Below are 23,675 nucleotides of genomic sequence, written 5' to 3'. Positions count from 1 at the left end.
TCCTTAAGATTTACTAACATCAACAGGTCCCTTATTATTACCTCTTTTTACTCTTTGTTCTAATTTTATAAAAAACATTAAAAGCGCAGGAGTAACAAATATTGTAAATATTGTTGAAAATGCTAACCCACCTGTTATAACAGAACCTAAACCTCTATAAAATTCACTTCCTGGCCCTGGTATTAAGACTAAAGGTAACATACCAAATACAGAAGTTAAGGAACTCATATAAATAGGTCTAATTCTTGTTCTTGTAGCTTCTATTACTGCTTTTTTATGTTCCATTCCTTCATCTCTTATGTAATTTAAACTTTGGTGAACTATTAAAATTGCATTGTTTACAACAATTCCAACTAAAATAATAAACCCTAACATTGTTAATATATCCAAGGGTTGGGGAGCAATAAATGTATTTGTAAGTTTTAATCCAATAAATCCACCTGCTGTTGCCAAAGGAACAGTGAACATAATAACTATAGGATATAAAAAATTACCAAATAATGAAGCCATAAGTAAATACACAATTACTAAAGCTAAAATAAAATTATCCATTAAAAGTTTTATGGTCTCAGTTAACTTGTCAGCTGTTCCAGAAATACCAATTTTAACACTATCTTTAACAATTCCCTTTTCTTTCATTCCTTTTAACATTCCACCAATTATTTTCATAGCTTCGTCTATTGTCATACCTTCTGGTGGTGTAACTTGTAAAGTAATTGTTCTTTTCCCATTTAAATGTCTAATTTCTGAAATTCCAGTTGTTGAAATATATTCAGCTAAAGAAGAGACTGGTAGAACCATTCCATTAGGTAAAGCAAGCTGTGTTACCATAATATCTTCAGGTGTTTTGATGATATTTTCATCTGCTTTTAATATTAAGTCAATTTTCTTTTTACCATCTTGTTCAAAATCACCCACTTTTCTTCCACTCATAAGAACATCAACTGCAATACCCAATTCTCGAGAGCTAAGATCTAATGCTTTTAAAGCATCTCTATCTGGTTTGATTCTAGCTTCTGGATAAAGTAATTCTATAGATGGCACAGGTCGAACTTGACTACCTGGAATTGCTCCCATAGTAGCTCCAAAAAGTTGTGCCCCAATATTTGCAATATCTTCAATCTTTTCACCACTTATATCAATATCAACACTATTCCCCTCACCTATATCTGATTCGAATACACCTGATTGAAGAGAAACTCCAAAAACAGATGGCATTGAATTGACTATTGGAATAAACATTGGTATTAGTTCAGCCGCTCTATCTTCATGCATTGAAGTTCCACCAAAAAGAGTAAAGTCTCCAAAAGAGACATAAAAAGCTCTATTAAGCCCTGGAGTATTCCCCACATCTTTATTTATATAAGGTTCAACTTGTTTCATTAAATAAGTTCCCATTCCATATCTTTCATCGTATGAAAGACCAGGAGGAGTAATTAAAATATTAAAAATCAAATTTTTATTCCCTTTTGGCAAATAATCAAGTTTTGGGAAAAGAACATATATAGCACCAATAGAAAATATTGTTAATGATAAAATAGTCACTACTTTTGTAAATGTACTTCTTAATGACAATGTAACAATAGACATAATTAAATCAACCATTTTATGACCAAAATTTGCTATTGCACCAGCATCTTTTGGCTCTCTTTTTGACATTCCTGCAAATTTTTTCCAAAGCATTGGAATAACTGAAATAGAGACAAATAATGAGAATGTAACAGATGCTGTTACTGCAATAGCAATATCCTTAAATAATTGTCCAGCTTCATCTTGCAAAAATACAATTGGCAAAAATACTGCAATAGTTGTAAGTGCAGAAGCAATCAACGCACCCCAAACTTCACTTGCACCTTTATATGCAGCATCTGCCACACTCATTCCCTCTTTTCTATGCCTGTCAATATTTTCCAAAACAACAATAGCACTATCTACTAACATACCAACAGCAAAGGAGATACCAGCTAAAGAAATAGTATTTAAACTTCTCCCCATAGCATCTAATATAATAAATGTACCAATAATAGATATTGGAATAGCCACAGAAATAACAGCAGTAGGAGAAATGCTTCTTAAAAATAAAATTAAAATAAATATTGCAAGAACTCCACCTATAATAATATTTTTCTGTACTAAGTCAACAGAACCAACTATATATGGTCTTTGATCATATATCCATTGTATTTTTAGTTTTTTATCTTTTAAAATTCCAGCATTAAGTCTATTTACAACTTCTTCAACTTCATTTGTAAGCTCAACAACATTTGAATCTGCACTTGGTTGAACTCCTAAAAATATTCCATCTTCACCTAAATACATTGCAACACCATTTGCAGTTTCATAACCAAAATCAACTTTTGCTATATCTTTAATAGTGACTTTTTTATCTCTTGTTGAGATTAAAACTACTTTCTCAATATCTGTAGGTGATGTAAATTTATTCACAGTTCTAATTCGGTAGGCTCTTCTATTTATATTTTGAATACCAGCAGAAACATCAATATTTTCATTTTGAATAATTGAAATTACTTGTGAAATAGTCAAACTATAAGAAGCAAGTTTATTGGTATCAAATACAATCTGCATTTGTTTTTCTCTACCACCAATATCCATAGTTCCTGAAACACCATTTACTCTTTTTATAACTGGCTTTATTTCATCATTAAAAAAAGTTCTATACTCATCTATATGTCTTGGGTTATTATCAATAGTTTGCAACATCATCCAAATAACAGGACTTGCTGTTGCTGTTTCAATTATTGGTTCATCAACATTATCAGGATATGAACTTACTTCATTTAATTTATTTGAAACATCTTGCAAAGCAACTCTAATATCAGTAGATAATTTAAAAGTTAAAGTAATTTCACCTTGATTATCACTAGCTGACGATTCATATTTTTCCAAATTATTCAAACTTTTAAGAGCATCTTCTTGCTCTTCAATTATTTCTCTTTCAACTTCGTGAGGAGTTGCACCTGCCCAAGTTGTTGTAATCTTAATTTCAGGTTTTGTAACTGAAGGTGTTAATTGATATGGTAATTTAGAAAGTGATAAAAAACCAAACAATACTACGATTAAAACTGAAACAATAATTGTTACAGGATTTTTAATCGAAAACTTAATTAAATCCATTTTTTATTCCTTTAATTGTTCCCATGATTAAGGGAACATTTTCATTTCTAATTTCTTTTAGCAATGGAAAAATTCCATTTAAGAAACAAGTCCTAAAAGAGACAACAAGTATCTCTAGTTGTTTATTATTTTTACAGGTGAATTAGGGAAAACTCTTTCATTTCCTTTAGTAACAACATCTTGACCAACAGTTAATCCTTCAGCTTTAATAGCAACTTTACTTTCTAAGTATGCAATAACTTGTACAGGAATCATTTGAGCAATCATTTTATCATCTATAATAAAGACAATATTTTTTCCAAATCTTTTTATTACGGCATCTCTTGGAACTATAAGAGATTCTTGTTTAGCATTCTTTGATAAACTCACACTTGCTTCTTGCCCATCAAATACAAACACATTTTTAGTATTAGCTTTAAATTTAACGGGGAAAGTTCTAGTTAATTTATCACCACTTGGAATTGCTCCACTCATTTTTCCTTTTAAAATATTTTCACCCACATTAATATCATAAATAGCACCTTTTTTTAAGCCATTAAAAATATTTAAAGGAACATTAAAAGTTATCTCAGCTTTTGATGTGTCTACTATTGAAAGTAATGCCGTTCCAGCATTTACCCACTCTCCTAAGTTTATTGATTTTTCAACTACTATACCACTATATGGTGCATTAATACTTTTTTTCTTTTTTTCTATTTCTAGTTCATTCAAAGTACTTTTTGTAGTAATTGCGTTTAATTTAATATCATCATATTGTTTTTGCGAAATAGATTTTGTCTCTAATAATTTTGTATATCTTTGATAATCTCTTTGTGCATTTAATGCATTTGCTCTTGCTGATTCAACTTGCGCATTTAAGATATCAGCATCAATTTGAACTAATGTCTTACCTTCTTTAACTATATCCCCTACTTCAAAATTTATTTTTTGAACAACCCCAGAGTTTTGTGCTGCTAAAACAGAATTTCTATCAAATTTTAATGTTCCTACAAACTCTTGCAAAGGATTTACTTCCCCTTTTATTATCTTTGTAGTTTCAACTAATGAGGGTCCACCAGCTGCATATAATGTTATTGATGAAAGAACTACAATTACTAATTTTTTAAACATTTACTATCCTTCTATTTTTATTAATTTATTAGTGATTTTATGCACAAGAGGTGCTACAACAAAGACAATAGGAAAAGCACAGATAAATGCTTTAACAAATGCTTCCATCCATTTGGACACAAATCCTTCTACAAAATCTAAGTTTATAAATGTAATTACAAAACTCATTATAAAACTCATTATTAGCGCCATAAAAAATGCAAAAACTATTCTTGCATATTTTTTATTTATCATCTTTTTTCTCCATAACTTCAAAAATATTATCTAAAAACTTTTCACAAGCATCTACTGCATTAAATTCCAACTGTGTCATTTTCATCAAAGTAAGACCTTTTTCAAAAATCATAATTCCATCTATAAAATTTCTAGCAATAGGTAATAGTTCATCATTTTTTATCCCTTCTTCAATTATCAAACTTAATTGATTTCTAAAAAAATTTGTACATGAGTTATTAAACTTACATCTTTTGATATTTTCTTCAGCTAATACAATTGATAAGTATTCTCTATATCCATTGAAATGCTTTAAATTTTCTTCTGAACTATTTGTTACAAACTTAAAAAGTTGAAGTACCTTATTTTTTATAATTTTTTCTTTTTTAATATTATTTATTATCTCATTATGTTGAAACTCAATATGCATATTTATTATTTCAAAAATTATGTCATCTTTATTTTCAAAATATTCATATATAGTTCCTTTCCCTATCTCTGCTTTTTTTGCGACATCTGCAACTGTTAAGTTTCTCATTCTCGCATCATGAACTAAATCAAAACACGCAAGTGCAATTTCTCTTCTTTTAATTTCTTTATTGATTTTTTTAGGACTCATAAACTTCCTTAAATAATTTGACTGACCGTCGGTCAAGTTTGAAAGTATATCTTTAAAATCTTTATTTAGTCTTAAGGTTGACCAAAGGTCAAGTTAATTAACCATTCATTAACTAATTTTAAATATTATACTAAAAAGGGACAAACAATGGATAATTCTTTGAATGAAAATTTAGCAAAATTATTTTTACGACTATTTTTAGGTTTTTTATTTATATTTCATGGATATGCAAAACTTATTCATGGAACATCTTTTATTGAATCTACTTTATTAGGAAATAACCTTCCACAGTTTCTTGTTTATGGAGTCTATATAGGAGAAATCGTTGCTCCTATCTTTATTATAATTGGATATTACACTAGGTTTTTTTCATTTGTAATTATAATTAATATAGTATTCGCAATATATCTAGTTCATAGTGCAGATTTATTTTCATTAAGCAAAAGTGGTGGATTAGCATTAGAATTACAATTTTTCTATATGTTCAATGCTTTTATTTTGATGATAATGGGACCAGGGAGATATTCTATAGATACAAAATAAATTGGCTTAATCAAAAATTATTAATTTAGTGATATAATAAATAACTTTTGATTAGGAATTGGCAATTTGAATAAAAATGTAAGTTATGTTTTTTTAAAAAGTTTAATATTTTTTAGTTTTATTTTTTTATTAGTTTCAATCACTTATATAAAAAACTTAGAAAATATTTATAAAAAAGAGATAAATAATTCCATAGAATCAGAATTAAACTTGAAAATAACAACTGCAAAAAATAATTTTGTGACTTTAAAAAAAGACTTACTATATATTTCAGAAGTGTATGAACTTAACAAAGATTATTCAACTATAAAAAAAGAGTTATCAACTTTACTTGCATTAAAAAATTCTTATTTGGAAATTTGTTTTTTAAAAAATGATGGAACAAAACTATTAGAAATAAGAAATAAGACGACGAGTAAACTTATAAATAATAAGTATCCATCTATTATAAAACAACTAAAAAAAGGTGATATTTACCTCTCACCAATAAAAATAGAAAAAGAAAGCAATAATCGTACTACTTTTAAAATACCATTTCTAAATGTCATAACACCACTTTTTGATAAAAATAAACCTGATGGATTTTTGGTAATTAATTATCCTTTAACTGAATTATTTAGTATCTTCTCAAATTCAAATTTTGATTTAGAAACTCTAATTATAAACAAAGATAATTATATACTAAATCAAAAATTAAGTTCTAAATTTATATTTGATAAAAACTCTGCATTTGATAATATTTACAAAAACTTATCAATTGAAATATCTAATAATTTGAATGACAATTTAAAAGGAACATTTAAAACTGATAATTTTCATGTCAATGTAAATGAGATTAATCTTACTTCGTGGATTAATAAAAACCCTAAAATACAACCACTAACACTAAAGTTAATTACAATAATTGATAATAATCTAATTGAAAATAGAGTAAATACTTATCTAAAAACAATCATGTGGTTAGCATTTTTATACTTTTTTATTGCAATGATTATTTCAATAATCTTTGCAAATTATAATACTAGAGAAAAAGAGACAAGACTCAGACTTAAAATTTCAGATAAGATGTTTGAAAACTCTCATGATGGAATTCTAGTTACAGATAAAGATAATAAAATTCAAAGAGTTAATAAATCTTTTACAAAAATCACAGGATATGAAGAAAAAGAAATTTTAAATAAAACTCCTAAGATACTAAAATCAACTGGATACCATACTAGGTTATTTTATAAAAATATTTGGGATAATCTAAATGAACATCTCCATTGGGAAGGTGAAATAACAAATATTAGAAAAAATGGTATGCCTTATACTGAGGAACTTAGTATTTCAAAAATATATACAGAAGCTAACGATTTTTTCTATATTGCATCATTTGTTGATTTTACAGAAAGTAAAAAAAACAAAAAAATGATTGAAGATAAACTTGAAGAAAACAAAACATATCTTGAAATCATAAATGATTATTTGATTACTTTAAAAGTTGATATAAATGGCAAAATTTTAGATGTTTCTGATGCTTTTTGTTTGATATGTGGTTATTCAAAGGAAGAACTAATTGGACATAATCATGATATTTTAAGACATCCAGAAACACCAAATGAATTCTATTTTTCAATGTGGGATACTATTTATTCAGGGAAAAAATGGGAAGGTGAGATTAAAAATATTAAAAAAAATGGTGAGACTTATTATGTCCATACTAAAATTTCGCCCATGTATAATAATCTCAATACAATTACGGGATATGCATTAGTAGCTATAGATATAACAGATAAAAAAAGAATCGAAAAAATGTCAGTTACAGATGAACTAACTCAAACGTACAATAGAAGATATTTTAATTTGACAATAGAAAAAGAAATCCTAAGAGCAAAAAGGGATAACAAAACAATTGCTTTTGCTATTTTAGATGTTGACTTTTTTAAACAATACAATGATACTTACGGACATGATAAAGGTGACTATGCTTTGCAAAGTGTTGCTTTATGTTTAAGGGAGACTATTTTTAGAGCTAATGACTTTGCTTTTAGATTGGGAGGAGAAGAGTTTGGAATATTGACAACGGATATTACAACTACTAATTTTAGGAAAATATTAGAAAGAATAAGAACAAATATTGAAGATTTGAATATAGAACATTCTAAAAGTGAAGCATCAAAAAATATCACTGTATCAATTGGAGGTATCGTAATTAGTACAAAAAATGCAACTAGTGTAAAAATATATAAACTTGCTGATAAATTACTTTACAAAGTAAAAAATGAAGGAAGAAATAAAGTTCTTGTTGAAGAAGCTTAAAAAAGTCTAAACTCTTTTTATCTAAAGGAACGATAAATGTATATAAAGTTCCATATTTAAAAAAGGAAACTCAATGACACCAATTGAATACATCAAAGAAAATAATCTAGAATGGCAACCATCATTTAGTGGAAATATTACTTCTTCATTACATGGATATAGAGGTGCTTTAATTATTGAAGAGGGTAAACGATTATCTGAAACAAGAGTTATGCCCCCAAAATCTCAAGCAAGACAAGTTATTATGGTAAGTGAAAATGAAAAGATTAAATTCTTTGCATGTGAACTTGAAACATTTGGATATTTTAAAGATTTTTTTTCAAAATATGGAGAGTTCTTTGATAAAGATTCTATCAACTTACTTTATGTAATTGATTTAGATGCAAATGGCACTTTTGAATATGAAGGTATTAAATTTTCAGCTTTTATGTTAGATGAAAGTTCTGTCTGGAATGAAGTTTTAGATTTTGCTTCTTTAGAGAAAAGCGATTTAAAAAAATTGTCTAGCGAAGAGAAAATAGAAAAAGTTTATGAGGAAATTCTTTCAACTCCACTAGATACTATTGATAAAAGTTATGATGAAATGATTGCTCTTATGGGAAATACTAAAAAAGCTCTAATGGGAGCGGTATAATATAACCCATTGAAAACTTGATTCTTTTTTAATAAATTATATTAATTTTAGCTTGTAATTTAGGTTTCACTTTTATTGATGTACTTTTATGCTAAATATTAATAAAGGATTACCTATGAAAAAGATTTTTTTAACTTTACTGTTATCAGTTGGATTATTATGTTCCTTAAATGCCTATGAATTAAACGGAAATTTAACTGTGAAATGGACAGGCTTTAAAACAGAAAAGAAAGTTCCTGTATCTGGTACCTTTAATGATATAAAAACAGATATAAAATCATCTGATAATTTATCTACTTTTCTAAAAAGTGCTATGGTTACAATTCAAACTAGTTCTTTAGAGTCTAAAAATCCAGTTAGAAATAAAAATATAACCTCTACATTGTTTTCACTTGTAAGTGCAGAACAGATAAAAGGAACAATCACAAAGGTTAATGAATCTACAAAAGAATTGACATTAAATGTTACAATGAATGAAGTATCTAAATCTATTCCTATGAAATATGAAATGACAAATGGAAATATTGTTGCAAAAGGGAGTATTGATATTTTAGATTTTGGAATGAAAAATTCATTTATAGCTTTTAGTAAAAAATGTGCTGCTTTACACCAAAACAAATCATTTTCTGATGTGGATATTGAATTTATTATCCCATTTAAATAAGATAAGCACTTATCTTATGAGGAACAACTAAGTTTTATATTTGAAAATTCTAGTGGTGTAGCTTTTGAGTATCTTTCATACTCATTATGCTCATCATATGGATTTTGTGCAATATTTAGCAAATCATTTACTAAAGTAAAATCACCCTCTTCTGCCTTGTCAATTGCTTCTTGAAGCATATAGTTTTTAATCACATATTTTGGATTTACTTTTTTGATTCTCTCCTGAACTTTTTCAAAATCTTGATTCTCTAATTCTCTTAACTTTATATACTTTTCAAGCCATTTATCTAAAGTTTGTCTATAAATTGAGATATCAATTACTTTTGTAATTTCATCATAGTTTTTACACTTTGTTAATTCATAAAAAAACTGATTATAATCTGTTTTAGATGTTTGTAAAGCTTTCAAAAGTGATATAATCAAAGTAGCATAAGAATCACTACTTTTATCTATATTTAGTCCAAGTCGTTGTGTCATAAGAGTTAAATACTCTTTTTCTTGAATATGAAAATACGTTTTTAAATACTCATTTAATTTATCCACTTCACAAATTGTTTTTAAACTATTAGCTAAAACTTCTAAATTCCATTTTCCAACATATGGTTGATTGAGATAAGAGTATCTTCCTTCACTATCGGTATGATTACAAATTTGGTTAATATTAAAATAATCCATAAAAGCAAAAGGTCCATAATCTATACTTAGTCCTGCCATTGAAAAATTGTCAGTATTCATCACTCCATGCATGAAACCATAAGTTTGCCATTTAGCCATTAAAATAGCAGTTTTATCAACCATTTCATAATACATCTTTTCATATTTATTTTCATCATTAATTAAGTGGGCATAAGAGTTTCTAATAACATAATCTGCAAGTTGTTTAACATTTTCTTTTGCATTTTTACTTCTAGTAAAATATTCAAATGTACCTATTCTAATCCAAGATGGTGACATTCTTAATACAATTGCTCCTGTTTCAACTACTCCATAGTATCGATGAACCGGATGAGTAGAACCAATAAGAGCAAGTACTCTAGTTGTAGGAATATTTAAAGCATGCATTGCTTCTGAGATAATATATTCACGAATTGAAGATTTTAAAACTGCTCTACCATCACCTTGTCTTGAATAACGTGTTAAGCCAGAACCTTTAGTTTGGAGATGCCAAGAATTAATCTTTCCTAGATTTATTGCTCTACCATCACCTAATTGGGGAACAAAATATCCAAATTGATGACCAGCATATGCACTTGCATATGGTTCTGAACCTTCAAGTAATTTTTCACCATTTACAAACTTTACAAAGTCTTTACTATTAGCTTCATCATAATCTAAAGATATTTCATCAAACATAAGTTTATTATAAGAGATTAAAAAAGGATTATTTAGTGGAGTTGGATTAATTCTTTGATAAAATTTTTCATCAAATTCAAAGTAATCATTTTCTAATTTTATTTCATTTAATTTCATCTATAAATCTTTATAATGATTTTTGCAAATTGTATTCCCTTTGAGTTAAATAGTTGTAACAATTATTTATTAATAAATAAATTAAGATTCAATTTATTCTAAAAAGAATAGAATTAATTAACGGAATATTAACTTATTCTAATAAGGAGATCAAAGAAATGAAAATTAAACACAAGATAATTGGGGCTTTTCTCGTATTAATAATAGTTACCTTAGTTTCAAGTACATATGTAGCATACAATATTAATCACATGCAAAAAAATGTAAAAGACTTAAGTGAAAGAGATTTTGCAGGGGTTGCAGTACTTTTGGAAGCTGATAGAGATTCTTATCAATCAAATGTAGCACTTTCACAAACAATAAATTTAGCGGGGATAACTTATTTATTAGAAGCTGATAGAGATTCTTATCAGTCTAATGCTGCTTTAGCCCAAATAGTTGGTTCACCTGATCATTCAGCAACTCAAAAATTACTTGACAAAGGTGTAAATGATAATATCCAACAAGTTAAACAAAGATTTGAAAAGTTTAGAAATTTACTAGAGAAGTTAATGCCTGAAAATAGTGCAAAATTTGAAGAGTTTGAAAAATTATATGATTTAACTAATAAAAATACTCAAAAACTTGTTCAATTAGTAAAAGCAAATGACTATGCTAATGCTCAAACTTTTTATTTTAATACATATCTTGTTGATTATGAAAAAATGAGAGATATAATTGATTTCTTTACAGGAGAATCATATAAAGTAATTGCAAATGAAGAAAAAGAAACAACTGAATTAATTGATAACTCATTAGCTTCTTTTGTTATCATAACAATTATTAGTATAGCTCTTGCGATATTATTTACATTTTTACTTAGTAGAAATATCAATAATTCAATTAATAACTTTAAAGATGGTCTTTTAAATTTTTTCAAATACTTGAATAAAGAGTCTTCAAATGCAGACCTACTAGACACAAGTGCCAATGACGAAATAGCAGTAATTGCTCAGATTGTAAATGAGAATATTACAAATACTAAATCTCTTTTGGAAAAAGATGAGATATTAATCAATGATGTTAAAAGAGTAGTTGAACTTATAAAAACAGGGGATATTAGTAAAAAAATAGAAAAAAGTACCCATAATCAAGGTTTAGAAGAGTTAAAAACAATCTTCAATGAAATGATACAAATTATTTCTGAAAATATTTCTAATGACACAAATGCAATTGAGAAAGCACTACAAGAGTATCAAAAACTAAACTTTAGACATAGAATTACAGCAGCAACTGGTAAAACAGTTGATGGATTGAATACTTTAGCAAAAATAATTAATGAAATGTTAGTTGAGAATAAATCAAATGGTTTAACACTTCAAAAAAGTTCAAGTAAATTATTATCAAGTGTTGATTTAATAAGTCGTTCATCAAATGAAGCTGCTGCAAGTATAGAAGAAACTGCTGCAGCATTAGAAGAAATTACTTCAAATATTGCATCAAATACTCAAAATGTAATTGCAATGTCAACCAATGCAAATGAACTTAAAAAGTCAGCAAATGAAGGAGAAAATCTTGCATCTCAAACTACAGTTGCAATGGATAGTATTAATGAACAAGTTACAGCAATAAATGAAGCTATTTCAGTCATCGACCAGATAGCATTTCAAACAAATATTCTATCTCTTAATGCAGCTGTTGAAGCAGCAACGGCAGGAGAAGCAGGAAAAGGATTTGCAGTTGTTGCTCAAGAAGTTAGAAATCTAGCATCAAGAAGTGCAGAAGCAGCAAAAGAGATAAAATCGTTAGTTGAAAATGCTACAACAAAAGCAAATGATGGAAAAGCTATCTCTGATAAGATGATAAAAGGTTATCTTGGATTAAATGAAAATATTTCTAAAACATTAGAGTTAATTGGTGGAGTTGAATCTGCCAGTAAAGAACAACAAATGGGTATTGAGCAAATTAATAGCGCAGTTGGTCTATTAGATAGACAAACTCAACAAAATGCATCAATTGCAAATCAAACAAAAGATATAGCTGATGAAACACAATATATTGCAAATGCGATTGTAAGAGATGCTGATGAAAAAGATTTTGAGGGTAAAGAGAGTGTAAAAAGTAAAGAAGTAAACATTAGTTCAAAATCAACTGTTCAAACTCCTACGCCTACTCCTAAAAAAGTAAATAAAACAGTAGAAGTTCCAACGCCTAAAGAAAAAACTGAAAAGAAAGAAACAACAACTCCAAAAGTTCAATCTAATAATAAACCACAAGTAATAACTTCAAATAGTAAAAATGATGATGAATGGGAGAGTTTTTAAACTCTCCTTTCATCAATATTATTTTTCTTTATACTTTATGGAGTGTAACCATTCTGTAAATATTATATGTTACCTTATAAATTATTTTATAACTGAGGATACATATAATGCCAACAATTTCTACAAATAGAAAGCTTCTTTTTTTCCCTTTATTATTTTTAATCATTATTATAATATCTGGTCTTACTAATAGATATTTTTCTGCTAAAGCCAAATTAAGTATAAATACTGCAATGGAAATCGACAAAATTATAATAAGAGTTTTACACGCAAGAATCACTTCAAAACAATTTTCAAGTGATTTGGATGAAGATACAGCTGATATGGTAATAGATTCTTTTAAAAATCTATATAAAGATGTAAGTGAATTAAAAAATATCAAAATAGACTTTTTACAAAAAGATTCTGAACAAATTAATGAATTACTTATTGATATTAAAAAATATCAAAATATATTTGAGAAGTATTCAATGGCAAAAATTGATAATCTTGATAATGGTGTAACTAATGATTCAAATGAACTTCAATCAATGTTAGGAGTGATGATTAGTAAAGTTCAATCAATAGAAGGAGGATTAAGTGAAATTCATGACCAAGCTATGTTATTTAAAGAAAAGTCTTTATACCTTCAAGATATTGTACTAATTATATTAGCTAGTGTTTCTATACTTGTATTTAGTTTAATATCTTTTCTAATCTCAAAAACAATTGTTAAATCTTTAAAAAATTTTAAAAATGGTTTAATTTCATTTTTTGCATATTTAAATAAAGAAACAGATGAAATAGAACTTCTTGATGATAAAAAGAAAGACGAATTTGGAGAGATGGCAAAAGTTGTAAATGTAAGTATTATAAATACAAAAAAAGGTCTTGAAGAAGATAATGCATTAATTGATGAAGCAATAAGCGTTTTAGCTAAATTTGAACAAGGAGATTTATATCAAAGAATACAAATGAATGTTTCAAATCCTTCATTAAATAAATTAAAAGATGTACTTAATGATATGGCCCAAACTATAGAAACAAATATAAATAATGTATTATTTATAGTAGAAGAATATTCAAAATATAACTATCTTGGTAGAATAAATGAAGAGGGACTAGAAGAGCATCTTTTAAAACTTGCATCAGGAATTAATCATTTAGGAAATGTAACTACACAAATGTTATGTGAAAATAAATCAAATGGCTTAACCCTAGATGAAAGTTCTGATATATTATTAGTAAATGTTGATAAATTAAATCAAAGTTCAAATCAAACCGCTGCAAGTTTAGAAGAAACCTCAGCAGCACTAGAACAAATAACAAGCAATATTAAAAATAATACAGAAAATATAGAAAAAATGTCTAAACTTTCTAGTAGCGTTACAGTATCAGTTGAAAAAGGTCAAGAATTAGCTTCAAACACATCTATTGCAATGGAAGATATTAATAAACAAGTAACTGCTATAAATGAGGCAATTAATGTTATAGATCAAATATCTTTTCAAACAAATATTTTATCACTCAATGCAGCAGTTGAAGCAGCAACAGCAGGAGAAGCTGGAAAAGGTTTTGCAGTTGTTGCACAAGAAGTACGAAACCTAGCAACAAGAAGTGCAGAAGCAGCTCGTGAAATAAAGGCTTTAGTTGAAAATGCATTGGAAAAAGCTAATGAAGGTAAAACTATTGCTTCTGATATGATTAATGGGTATGGAGAATTAAATACAAATATTTCTCAAACAATAGAATTAATAACAGACATTGAAACAGCAAGTAAAGAGCAATATCAAGGAATTGAACAAATTAATAACACTGTTACTATCCTAGATAGACAAACACAGCAAAATGCGATGGTTGCAGCAAATACACATGAGGTAGCAGCAATTACAGACAATATATCAAAACTAATAGTTAAAAATGCAAATGAAAAAGAGTTTTTAGGCAAAGATGATATAAAAGCTAAAAAAGTAGAACTAAAAAAAGACAATGAAAAAGAGGAGAGTATTTAACCTCTCCTTATTTAATAATTTATATTACATTTACATTGAAAAATAATAACAACCCTAATAAGAAAATAAATATTGGTGAGATTATTTCCACAAAATTTCTAAATTTTTCTACTTTACTTGACACTTTGTTTAAATTTAAGCTCAAAAATGAAGAAGCAAAAATAACTAATCCCATCCCAAAACTAATAGCAATAGATGCTAAAATAACTGCAAAGTAAGTTTTCAATACAAAAGCATATAAAAATAATATAACAGTACCAGGACAAGGAATAATTCCTGCTGTTAAAACAAAAAATAAATCTTGTTTTTTTATTTTTTTATGTTCATTATGATTATGTTCGTGATTGTGATCATGTGCGTGTGAAGAACAACAAACATTACAATAAGATTCTTTCTTTCTTACTTTTTTATACAAAATAAATACTGCCAATAGCATAATAAATATAGCAGATAATTTTGTAATAATTTTAATAGAATCATCTACAAAACTATTTAAAAAAGTAGTTATTAAAAATACTGATATCAAAACAAGAATCAAAGCTCCAAGTATATGAATAAATGCAGTTAATTGAGAGATAATTAAAGCTCTTGTATAAGAACTTTTGTTACTCATAAAATATGAAAATGCCAATGATTTACCATGACCTGGTCCCATAGCATGAATAATTCCATAAATAAATGATATAAATAAAAGTGTAAATAAAGCAAAATTATCACCTTTTTCTATTTTTAAAAGATTTTGTTTTATTTGCTTTGAAAACTTTGTTAAGTAGTTCTCATCTTGAACTTTAGGCGTTTTTTTTAACTCTTCTTTTACTTCAACTTTTTTAACAGGAGTAATTTCTTCTTTTTTTTGCTCTTCTATATCTTTAATAATATGAAAACTTACACTATTTGCATCGATTGTCTCTTTTTTAAATACAGTAGGATCATACTTAACAGCATTTTCTGCAATAGTAACAATAAAATAACCTTCTTTATCATCTGTATTAAAATATAAAATATCATCTTTTACTAATTTGTAATCTAATAATATTTTATACTGAATATGCAAAAGACCATTTTCAATATCAACTTTTAAATCATTTACTCTTATTCTATTTGATCTTAGTTTATTTATTTTTTTTCCATAAGATATATTTACTAAAAAATCTCTTGGTTCAACATAATTACGAAAAGCTATCTTTACATTTTCTAACTCATCTTTATCTAATTTATCATTTAAATTCGTATCGTATACATTATTTAAAGTCTTTGTAAAAGCTTTTGTAACTATCCATTTTACATCAATTTCTTTTATTAAACTATCATTTGTCTTTACATCAAGCACAACTCTAGTTTTTGGAGAATATACTGCACATAAAGCACAACCAAAAACTGTTTGAGCTATTAGAAGAAGAATAAATATTAATTTCATTATTTATATGTATTCACCAATTTATTTGAGATGTCAAGTAAACTTTTTTCCCATTTGTAAGATAAAGGATCTATTTCAATAACACTTCCACCAATATTTTCAGCAATTGTAGTTGCTGCTACTTTTGAGAACTGAGGAGCTACAAATAATACTTTTATACCTTCATCTTTTGCTTCTTCTATAAGAGCTATCATCTCTTTTGGTTTAGGTTCTTTTCCTTCTTTTTCAACTGCTTCTTGTTCTAAGTCATATCTTTTAGCAAAATATCCCCAAGAAGGATGAAAAACCATAAACTTTTTGCCTTTTATCTGTTTTAAAATATTAGATAAGTTCATATTTAAATTATCAAGTTCTGTTAAAAAAATTTTATAATTATCATAATAAAATTTTCTATTTTTTGTATCTACTTTTATTAGAGCGTCTAAAATATTTTTTGCTTGTGTTTTCACTAATATTGGATCTAACCAAATATGTGGATCTAAAGACTCTTCATCATGATGATGTTCTTCATGATGTTCTTGTTCTTCATGTTTAACTTCATCATGGTGGTGATGTCCAAGCATTTTATTTTTTTTAATACCTTTTGAGGTATCTATAAGTAACATGTTTTTATTAATATCTGTAAATTTACTCAACCAAGATTCTTCAAAAGGAACACCAATAGAGAAATAAATATCAGAATTTATTAATTCTTTCATTTGAGAAGTTTTAGGTTCATATGTAGCAGGTGAAAAACCAGGTTGAACCATAACATTTACTTTTACTTTGTCTTTTGCTATTTTTTCTACAAAATACTTCTGAGGTAAAATACTTACAGTAACAGTTTTTTGTGCATAAAGTGATGAGCATATTATTAAAAATATATAAAAGATTTTTTTCATTTAGAGAACTCCTATTTATTGCAACCAAGTTGCATTTTTAGAATTTTAGTGATATTTCGCTTTAACGCAACTTAGTTGCAAGCTTCATGTGTTATAATTATATATGGACAATATAAACAAATTATTTCAAGATAGAAATATTAAACTAACAAGCTCACGAAAAGAGATACTAGAAGTACTATCAAACTCTTCTAAACCTTTATGTTATGAAGAAATAAAATTTTCAATCAATATGGATAAGGCTACTTTTTACAGAAATATCACTAGATTTGAAGAAGAAGATATTATTGATTCTTTTGAATCAAATGATAAAAAAAGATATTTTGAAATAAAAAAAAGTAAACATGCACACTTTATATGTACTAATTGTTCTAAAATCGAATGCCTTCATGAGGACTTTAGATTTAATTTAAAAAATCACAAAATCGAGAATATAATTATTAAAGGAATATGTCCAAATTGTTTGTAAAAAGGAATATTATGATAAAAAAACTTGTCACCTTAGACAAATTTATAAATAAAGAAGCACTTAGTGGAATACTTCTTTTTTTAGCAACTGTAGCAGCAGTAATAACTGCAAATTCTAGTTTAGGACAAGCATATTATGATCTATGGCATATGCCATTAGGAATAAATCTTGGTGAACATAGTATTTCTATGACCTTGACTTATTGGATTGATGATGGACTTATGGCATTATTTTTTCTAATGGTAGGATTAGAGATAAAAAGAGAGATGAGTGTTGGGGAACTTTCATCTGTAAGCAAGGCTTTATTTCCTATTATTGCAGCTCTTGGGGGGATGATTATTCCAGCATTGATATATGTAGCATTAAATACTGATAATCCACTAGGATTTGGTATTCCAATGGCCACAGATATTGCATTTGCATTAGGTATTTTGATGCTTTTAGGAAAAAAAGTAAATCCAGCTTTAAAATTATTTTTAGTTGCCCTTGCTGTTGTAGATGACTTAGGTGCTGTTTTAGTTGTCGCTACTGTTTACACAAGTGAAATTCATACTCAGTATTTTTTACATGCAGGCGTAATTTACGCTTTAATTTGGGCATTAAATATAAAAGGTGTAACTAAATTATTACCTTACTTAATTCTTGGTATTGGTTTATGGATATATATTCATGCAATTGGGATTCATGCAACTGTTGCAGGTGTTTTATTAGCTTTGGCTATTCCTATAAGATCAAAAATTGGTGAAAATGCATTTGTTGAAGATACAAAAAAAGACATAGCTACTTTTGAAAACAATATCGAACCTACATCTATTTTAAACCATCATCAAATTGATGCTTTGGAAAATATTGCTGATAACTATGATAAGGTACAAAATCCTCTTATGAGATTAGAACATAGTTTACATGGATTATCTGCATATTTTATTATGCCTTTATTCGCATTTTCAAATGCTGGAGTACTAATAGACTTCTCAGGAATAAGCGCAAACTTAATGATTGTATTAGGTGTTGTCTTTGGTTTAATTATTGGAAAACCAATAGGAATATTTGGATTTACATATCTAGCAACCAAACTAAAACTAGTTAAAAAACCAGATAATATTTCATGGTATGAAATTATCGCAGTTGGATTTTTAGGGGGAATTGGATTTACAATGTCTATTTTCATAACACACCTTGCTTTTCTTGATGAAAGCATAATTTCTGCTGTAAAATTAGGGATATTTGTAGCTTCATTTATTGCAGCTATAATTGGAGTGTTGTTAATATTATTAAAAAAAGATTTAACACATAATTAACACTTAAATTATAAAATTTAGGAAATCAAAAAAAGGTATAAAATGAAAAAATTTCTTCTTTTAGCACTACTTAGCGCATCAACACTATTTGCTTCAGATATTGAAGTTAAAGATGCATATGTTAGAGCAACACCTCCTGGACTTCCGAATTCGGCTGCATTTATGACTATTGAGAATAAAACAGATAAAAACATAGCTCTTACAAAGGCTACATCTGATATTTCAAAAGTAGTTGAACTTCATACACATAGTATGAAAGATGGCGTAATGAAGATGTATCAAGTTCCTAAAATAGATATTCCTGCAAATGGGGAAACAGCACTTAAACCAGGTGGATTTCATGTTATGTTAATAGGACTTCATAAACCATTAAAAGAAAAAGAAAAAGTAACTATTACTCTTAATTTTTCAAATGGAGAAAATAAAACTATAACTATTCCTGTAAAAAGTGTAATGAAAGGAATGATGAAAAAAGATATGAAAAAGGGAAGTTGTGGTAGTGGCAAATGTGGTGCTGACAAGAAAAAAGGTATGAGTTGTGGTACAGGGAAATGTGGAAGTAACTAACTAATGCCACAAGAAAAAAAAACTAACAATTTAAAAAGTGCAATACTACAAGTAGCAATTGTACTTTTTATTGTTGCAGGATATTTTTTAATAGACTTTTCTTCACTTTATCAATCTTTTAAAGGTGAAGCAAAATTTGTAACACAAGATTCAAACTGTGACTTACACCAAAATTCTTGTATTGTAAAAATTCAAGATGGTACAACTTTTGAATTAAGCATAAATCCAAAATCAATTCCACTTATGCAAGCCCTTAAATTTGAAATCAAAAGTAACAATAAAGAGTTAAAAGGTTTACATTTAAATATATATGCAACAAATATGTTCATGGGTGATTTTAATTTACCAATTAAAAATCTAGGAAATGGAAACTATGAAGCAATAGGTACTCTTCCTACATGTCCAGTTGGTAATATGATATGGAATGCAGATATAAGAGTAGAAAAAATAAATAAAACTATTGGAGCTAGATTCCAATTTAAAACAGGTAAATAATGAGTAAGATTTTTAAAATTTTCATTGCAATAACAATTGCAATTGTGATAATTATAATAGCTAGACCTTATGTACGAGATTATAAAGAGCATAAACAATATGCTTTCAAAGTAAATACAATTGATGGAGAAATTACAAAAGATAGCTTCAAAGGTAAGTATCTAGCTATTTATTTTGGATATACATTTTGTCCTGATGTTTGCCCTACTTCATTAAGTTCGCTAGCACAAGCAATAAACAGACTACCAAAAGAAAAAGCTAAAGACTTTGTGGGATTATTTATAAGTGTAGACCCAGACAGAGATACCCTTAAAAATCTAAAAGAGTATGCACATTATTTTCATCCAAATTTTATAGGTGCAACTTCAACAAAAAAAAATATTGATGATATTACATCTAGATATAAAACATACTATAAAAAAATAAATTTAAAAGATTCAGCAATGGGTTATTCAGTTTCACATACTTCTTTTATCTATATCTTTGATAAAGATGGTAAGTTTAGAGCAAAAGTTGACCATTTTTCAGACCCAGCTAAAATAAAAGAAACATTAGAAGAAATAGTAAAATAGCAATTTTCTTCTATATTTCTTTTTTATTTTAGATATAATTTTGCCATGTCAAAAATATTAAATAATATTCTATTTGAAAATGTAAGCCATTCCAATGAAGACTTTACAAAACATTACCATGATACATACACTATTGGAATAACCTATAAAGGATTTATTAAAACTTTTAATGTACACCAAAGTTATTATTCATATGAATATTCAATAAGAATAAATAATCCAGGTGAAGTTCATGGTGGAAAAGCTAAAGAGTGGTCTCACGCAAATTTTTATCCAACGGTAGAAATTATTTCAAATATTTATGAACAAATATTTTATGAAAAGAAAATACCCTATTTTCAAAGACATATAGTTGATAACAAAATATTATTCCTAAAAGTCCACAACTTCTTTGATGCATATTTTAAAAAAGAAGATGAATTATTGATTGAAGCTTATTTAATAGAAGCGCTATCTAGTTTAATTTTAGATTCAACTTTATATACAAAAGATTATAAAAAAATTTTTGAAGATAAAAAAATTATAAAACAGACCTATGAATTTATAAATGATTCAATAGATACAAACTTTACCCTTGATATACTTGCAAAAAATGTTAATCTTAGTAAATTCCATTTTCTAAGATTGTTTAAAAAAGATATTGGACTTACACCCCATGCTTTTATTGTAAATGAAAGACTTAATCGAGCAAACTCTCTAATTCAAAATGGTTTATCCATTTGTGAAGCAAGTATTCAAGTGGGATTCAATGACCAATCCCATTTTACTCGTAATTTTAAAAAATATTTTGGATATACACCTTCTTATTTACAAAAAAATAGCAATTTTATTCTATAAATTTTTAGTTTATTTATATACAATTTACTTATCAAATAAAAAAGATGAGATATGACAGACAAAAGTAAAAATATTTTTTATGCTCTAATGTTCCTAGCCATGGCAGGATGGGGAGCATCTTGGGTTAGTGCAAAAGTTTTAAGTGCTTATATTAATGAATATGAATTAGTGTTTTTTAGAAATGTATTTACAATTATTACACTTCTTCCCGTATTGTTATATTCAAAGAAAAGTTTTCATATAAATCTAAAAAGTTTTATTTTAGTTGTTATAGCTTCAATTGTAATGATAGCTTATATGAAATGCTATTTTTTAGGGACAAAATTTGGAACAGCAAGCCTTGGTGGAGCTTTAGTAACTACTATGATTCCAATAAATACTTTTTTAATTATGGCAATGTTTTTTGGAAGAAAAATAGAAAAAAAAGATATTTTTGCCTTAGTTCTTGGAGCTCTTGGAGTTCTAACTATGCTTAATATTTGGTCTTTTTCACATGAACAAATATTTTCACAAAAAAATATTTATTTTGTATTAGCTTCAATTCTTTGGCCAATACTGACAATTGTAAGTTCAAAGGCTACAAAAATCTCACCTATGGTATTTACATTTTACATGTATGTTATTTCAACCATTTTGGTTATGATATTTTTTGTTGATTTACCAAATATTGATTATAAAGCTTTTGATTGGATTTTTTGGTTAAATATTCTATCTATTTCAATTATCTCTACAACTTTTGCTACAACTATTTATTTTGTAGGAATAGAAAAATTAGGAACAAATGAAGTTAGTTCATTTATTTTCCTAGTTCCACTATTTGCTATTGTTTTAAGTGTTATATTTTTAGATGAAAAAATAAGTCTGTCAATCATAATTGGTACAACTCTTACTTTACTAGCAGTAAAAATATTAAATAATATTAAATTTAAAAGAAAGTAATGTGCATATAGAAAATAAAAAATTAAATACCTTTACTTTATCAGGACTTATTATTGGTCCAATTTTAGGCTCTGGACTTATACTGCTTCCCCCTCTTTTATATAATATGGTTGGAAATTTTTCTTTAATTATATGGCTTATTATTTTGAGTCTTGGATTTATATTTGCACTTATCTTTGGAAGACTTGCTATTCTTTATCCAGGTGATGGAGGGGTAAGTCTTGCAACAAAAGAAACCATAGGTAAAAAGTATCAACTTCTAACTTCTTTTTATCTTATATGTGCTGTATTTTTTGGGTCTGTCGCAGTTTTATTGATTGCTGGTCAATTTATTCAAGCATATTTTCCCAATACTCCTTTAGAACTTTTAGGATTTTATATTTATATTTTAACTTATATATTACTACTTACTAAAATAGACTTTCTTGGAAAATTAATGTTAACAGTTAGTTCAATTATTACATTTATATTTTTTATATCAAGTATAAATATACTTTTAGGCATAGATAAATTTATATTCTTTATACCTACTATATCATTTAAAGAGTTCGGATATTCACTTATACTTGTTTTTTGGGCAATAGTTGGATGGGAAGTTATTGGAAACTATTCACAAGAAGTTAAAGAAACAAAAATGCTTACAAATGCAGTTAAGTTATCAGCAATAATTGTTTCAAGTGTATATATACTTACAACTATTTCTATATGTTTTGGTGATTTTCCAAAAGATACTGACTTTAAGTTGGTTTGGATTATTGAACCAATTTTTGGAAGCTATTCAGATATAATATTGGCTACTGTTTCTATGATACTCTGTGTTGGAACATTAATACTTTTTATTGGTGGTACAGCAAGACTTATTTCATCACTTAAATTTTTATCTTGCACAAGTAAACATATGCAAAATGGAACACCAATTGGGGCTTTAAATTTTTTATCTTTAATTATCATATCTATCTTATTTTTAGTATATTTTAAATACATAAGTTTGGATAATCTTGTAGCATTTGCAGACGGATTTTTTATATCAAATGCAATAATTGGATTAATAACAGCAATGATAATTTTTGAAAAAGGTTTCTTAAAAACTAGCTCTATTTTATTAACTTTATTATTCTTCATAATTCTTTTATTTTCTAATATTTTTATATTAATTACAATATTAGGACTTTTTATTTTTACTTATTTTAAGAAGTAGTAAAAAATTTTTGA

The 23,675-nt window shown here is 27.0% G+C and carries 21 protein-coding genes; 14 read left to right on the top strand and 7 right to left on the bottom strand.

All coding sequences use genetic code 11. From position 1 onward, the window contains the following. Positions 1-3 precede the first annotated feature (3 nt). The 4 genes from ACNI3D_RS04525 to ACNI3D_RS04510 form a co-directional block, all read right to left on the bottom strand. On the bottom strand, positions 4-3,135 hold the full coding sequence (locus tag ACNI3D_RS04525; protein WP_419768402.1) for an efflux RND transporter permease subunit: 3,132 nt from the start codon (positions 3,133-3,135) through the stop codon (positions 4-6). A 114-nt stretch (positions 3,136-3,249) separates the two neighbouring features. After that, positions 3,250-4,245 carry an efflux RND transporter periplasmic adaptor subunit gene (locus ACNI3D_RS04520; protein WP_419768401.1) on the bottom strand — a complete coding sequence of 332 codons (996 nt, stop codon included), beginning with the start codon at positions 4,243-4,245 and terminating at the stop codon, positions 3,250-3,252. Positions 4,246-4,248: 3 nt separating this feature from the next. Then, on the bottom strand, positions 4,249-4,479 hold the full coding sequence (locus tag ACNI3D_RS04515) for a DUF2798 domain-containing protein (protein ID WP_419768400.1): 231 nt from the start codon (positions 4,477-4,479) through the stop codon (positions 4,249-4,251). Continuing rightward, the gene (locus ACNI3D_RS04510; RefSeq protein WP_419768399.1) at positions 4,469-5,077 is read right to left on the bottom strand and encodes a TetR/AcrR family transcriptional regulator; all 609 of its coding nucleotides are present in this window, start codon (positions 5,075-5,077) and stop codon (positions 4,469-4,471) included. The genes ACNI3D_RS04515 and ACNI3D_RS04510 overlap by 11 nt, the downstream gene beginning before the upstream one ends. A 147-nt stretch (positions 5,078-5,224) precedes the next feature. Between ACNI3D_RS04510 and ACNI3D_RS04505 the strand changes: the two genes are divergently transcribed. The 4 genes from ACNI3D_RS04505 (at position 5,225) to ACNI3D_RS04490 (ending at position 9,219) form a co-directional block, all read left to right on the top strand. After that, complete coding sequence (locus ACNI3D_RS04505) at positions 5,225-5,620, top strand: DoxX family protein (RefSeq protein WP_129100171.1); 396 nt, start codon at positions 5,225-5,227, stop codon at positions 5,618-5,620. A 66-nt stretch (positions 5,621-5,686) separates the two neighbouring features. Beyond that, positions 5,687-7,921, top strand: coding sequence for a sensor domain-containing diguanylate cyclase (locus ACNI3D_RS04500; RefSeq protein WP_419768398.1), 2,235 nt, complete (start codon positions 5,687-5,689; stop codon positions 7,919-7,921). 73 nt (positions 7,922-7,994) lie between these two features. Beyond that, the gene (locus ACNI3D_RS04495) at positions 7,995-8,555 is read left to right on the top strand and encodes a hypothetical protein (protein ID WP_419768397.1); all 561 of its coding nucleotides are present in this window, start codon (positions 7,995-7,997) and stop codon (positions 8,553-8,555) included. 115 nt (positions 8,556-8,670) lie between these two features. Beyond that, on the top strand, positions 8,671-9,219 hold the full coding sequence (locus ACNI3D_RS04490) for a YceI family protein (RefSeq protein WP_129100168.1): 549 nt from the start codon (positions 8,671-8,673) through the stop codon (positions 9,217-9,219). Positions 9,220-9,233: 14 nt separating this feature from the next. Here the strand turns inward: ACNI3D_RS04490 and ACNI3D_RS04485 are convergent, their stop codons facing one another. Beyond that, complete coding sequence (locus tag ACNI3D_RS04485; RefSeq protein ID WP_419768396.1) at positions 9,234-10,691, bottom strand: protein adenylyltransferase SelO; 1,458 nt, start codon at positions 10,689-10,691, stop codon at positions 9,234-9,236. Positions 10,692-10,849: 158 nt separating this feature from the next. Between ACNI3D_RS04485 and ACNI3D_RS04480 the strand changes: the two genes are divergently transcribed. Both ACNI3D_RS04480 and ACNI3D_RS04475 read left to right on the top strand, forming a co-directional pair. Then, positions 10,850-12,994 carry a HAMP domain-containing methyl-accepting chemotaxis protein gene (locus tag ACNI3D_RS04480; protein ID WP_419768395.1) on the top strand — a complete coding sequence of 715 codons (2,145 nt, stop codon included), beginning with the start codon at positions 10,850-10,852 and terminating at the stop codon, positions 12,992-12,994. Between the two features lie 107 nt (positions 12,995-13,101). Continuing rightward, entirely contained in the window at positions 13,102-14,985 is a 1,884-nt protein-coding gene (locus tag ACNI3D_RS04475) for a methyl-accepting chemotaxis protein (protein WP_419768394.1), read from the top strand. Positions 14,986-15,004: 19 nt separating this feature from the next. On the opposite strand, the gene ACNI3D_RS04470 is transcribed toward ACNI3D_RS04475, so the two are convergent. Both ACNI3D_RS04470 and ACNI3D_RS04465 read right to left on the bottom strand, forming a co-directional pair. Next, positions 15,005-16,402, bottom strand: a complete 1,398-nt coding sequence (locus ACNI3D_RS04470) for a nickel/cobalt transporter (protein ID WP_419768393.1) — start codon at positions 16,400-16,402, stop codon at positions 15,005-15,007. Beyond that, positions 16,402-17,283, bottom strand: coding sequence for a metal ABC transporter solute-binding protein, Zn/Mn family (locus ACNI3D_RS04465; RefSeq protein ID WP_129100164.1), 882 nt, complete (start codon positions 17,281-17,283; stop codon positions 16,402-16,404). The genes ACNI3D_RS04470 and ACNI3D_RS04465 overlap by 1 nt, the downstream gene beginning before the upstream one ends. A 103-nt stretch (positions 17,284-17,386) precedes the next feature. On the opposite strand from ACNI3D_RS04465, the gene ACNI3D_RS04460 reads away from it, so the two are divergent. From ACNI3D_RS04460 to ACNI3D_RS04425, 8 genes are read left to right on the top strand one after another with little or no spacing between them, the layout of a single operon-like run. Continuing rightward, positions 17,387-17,752 carry a Fur family transcriptional regulator gene (locus ACNI3D_RS04460; RefSeq protein ID WP_129100163.1) on the top strand — a complete coding sequence of 122 codons (366 nt, stop codon included), beginning with the start codon at positions 17,387-17,389 and terminating at the stop codon, positions 17,750-17,752. Between the two features lie 11 nt (positions 17,753-17,763). Beyond that, the gene (gene nhaA / locus ACNI3D_RS04455) at positions 17,764-19,053 is read left to right on the top strand and encodes a Na+/H+ antiporter NhaA (protein WP_129100162.1); all 1,290 of its coding nucleotides are present in this window, start codon (positions 17,764-17,766) and stop codon (positions 19,051-19,053) included. Between the two features lie 42 nt (positions 19,054-19,095). Beyond that, positions 19,096-19,620: a copper chaperone PCu(A)C domain-containing protein gene (locus tag ACNI3D_RS04450; protein ID WP_419768392.1), complete on the top strand. Its 525-nt coding sequence runs from the start codon at positions 19,096-19,098 to the stop codon at positions 19,618-19,620. Positions 19,621-19,623: 3 nt separating this feature from the next. Further along, entirely contained in the window at positions 19,624-20,115 is a 492-nt protein-coding gene (locus ACNI3D_RS04445; protein ID WP_419768391.1) for a hypothetical protein, read from the top strand. Next, the gene (locus ACNI3D_RS04440) at positions 20,115-20,687 is read left to right on the top strand and encodes an SCO family protein (RefSeq protein ID WP_129100159.1); all 573 of its coding nucleotides are present in this window, start codon (positions 20,115-20,117) and stop codon (positions 20,685-20,687) included. The genes ACNI3D_RS04445 and ACNI3D_RS04440 overlap by 1 nt, the downstream gene beginning before the upstream one ends. A gap of 45 nt (positions 20,688-20,732) precedes the next feature. Further along, positions 20,733-21,524: a helix-turn-helix transcriptional regulator gene (locus ACNI3D_RS04435; RefSeq protein WP_129100158.1), complete on the top strand. Its 792-nt coding sequence runs from the start codon at positions 20,733-20,735 to the stop codon at positions 21,522-21,524. A gap of 51 nt (positions 21,525-21,575) precedes the next feature. Next, entirely contained in the window at positions 21,576-22,463 is an 888-nt protein-coding gene (locus tag ACNI3D_RS04430; protein ID WP_419768390.1) for a DMT family transporter, read from the top strand. A 1-nt stretch (position 22,464) separates the two neighbouring features. Further along, positions 22,465-23,661 carry an APC family permease gene (locus tag ACNI3D_RS04425; RefSeq protein ID WP_419768389.1) on the top strand — a complete coding sequence of 399 codons (1,197 nt, stop codon included), beginning with the start codon at positions 22,465-22,467 and terminating at the stop codon, positions 23,659-23,661. Positions 23,662-23,675: the final 14 nt, after the last annotated feature.

The sequence above is a fragment of the Arcobacter siniprincipis (SeqCode) genome, assembly GCF_048571125.1.
In the GTDB taxonomy this organism is placed as follows: Bacteria; Campylobacterota; Campylobacteria; order Campylobacterales; family Arcobacteraceae; genus Arcobacter; species Arcobacter siniprincipis.
The sequence above is the reverse complement of the archived record's forward strand: the minus strand, read 5'-3'. Positions and strand labels throughout refer to the sequence as shown.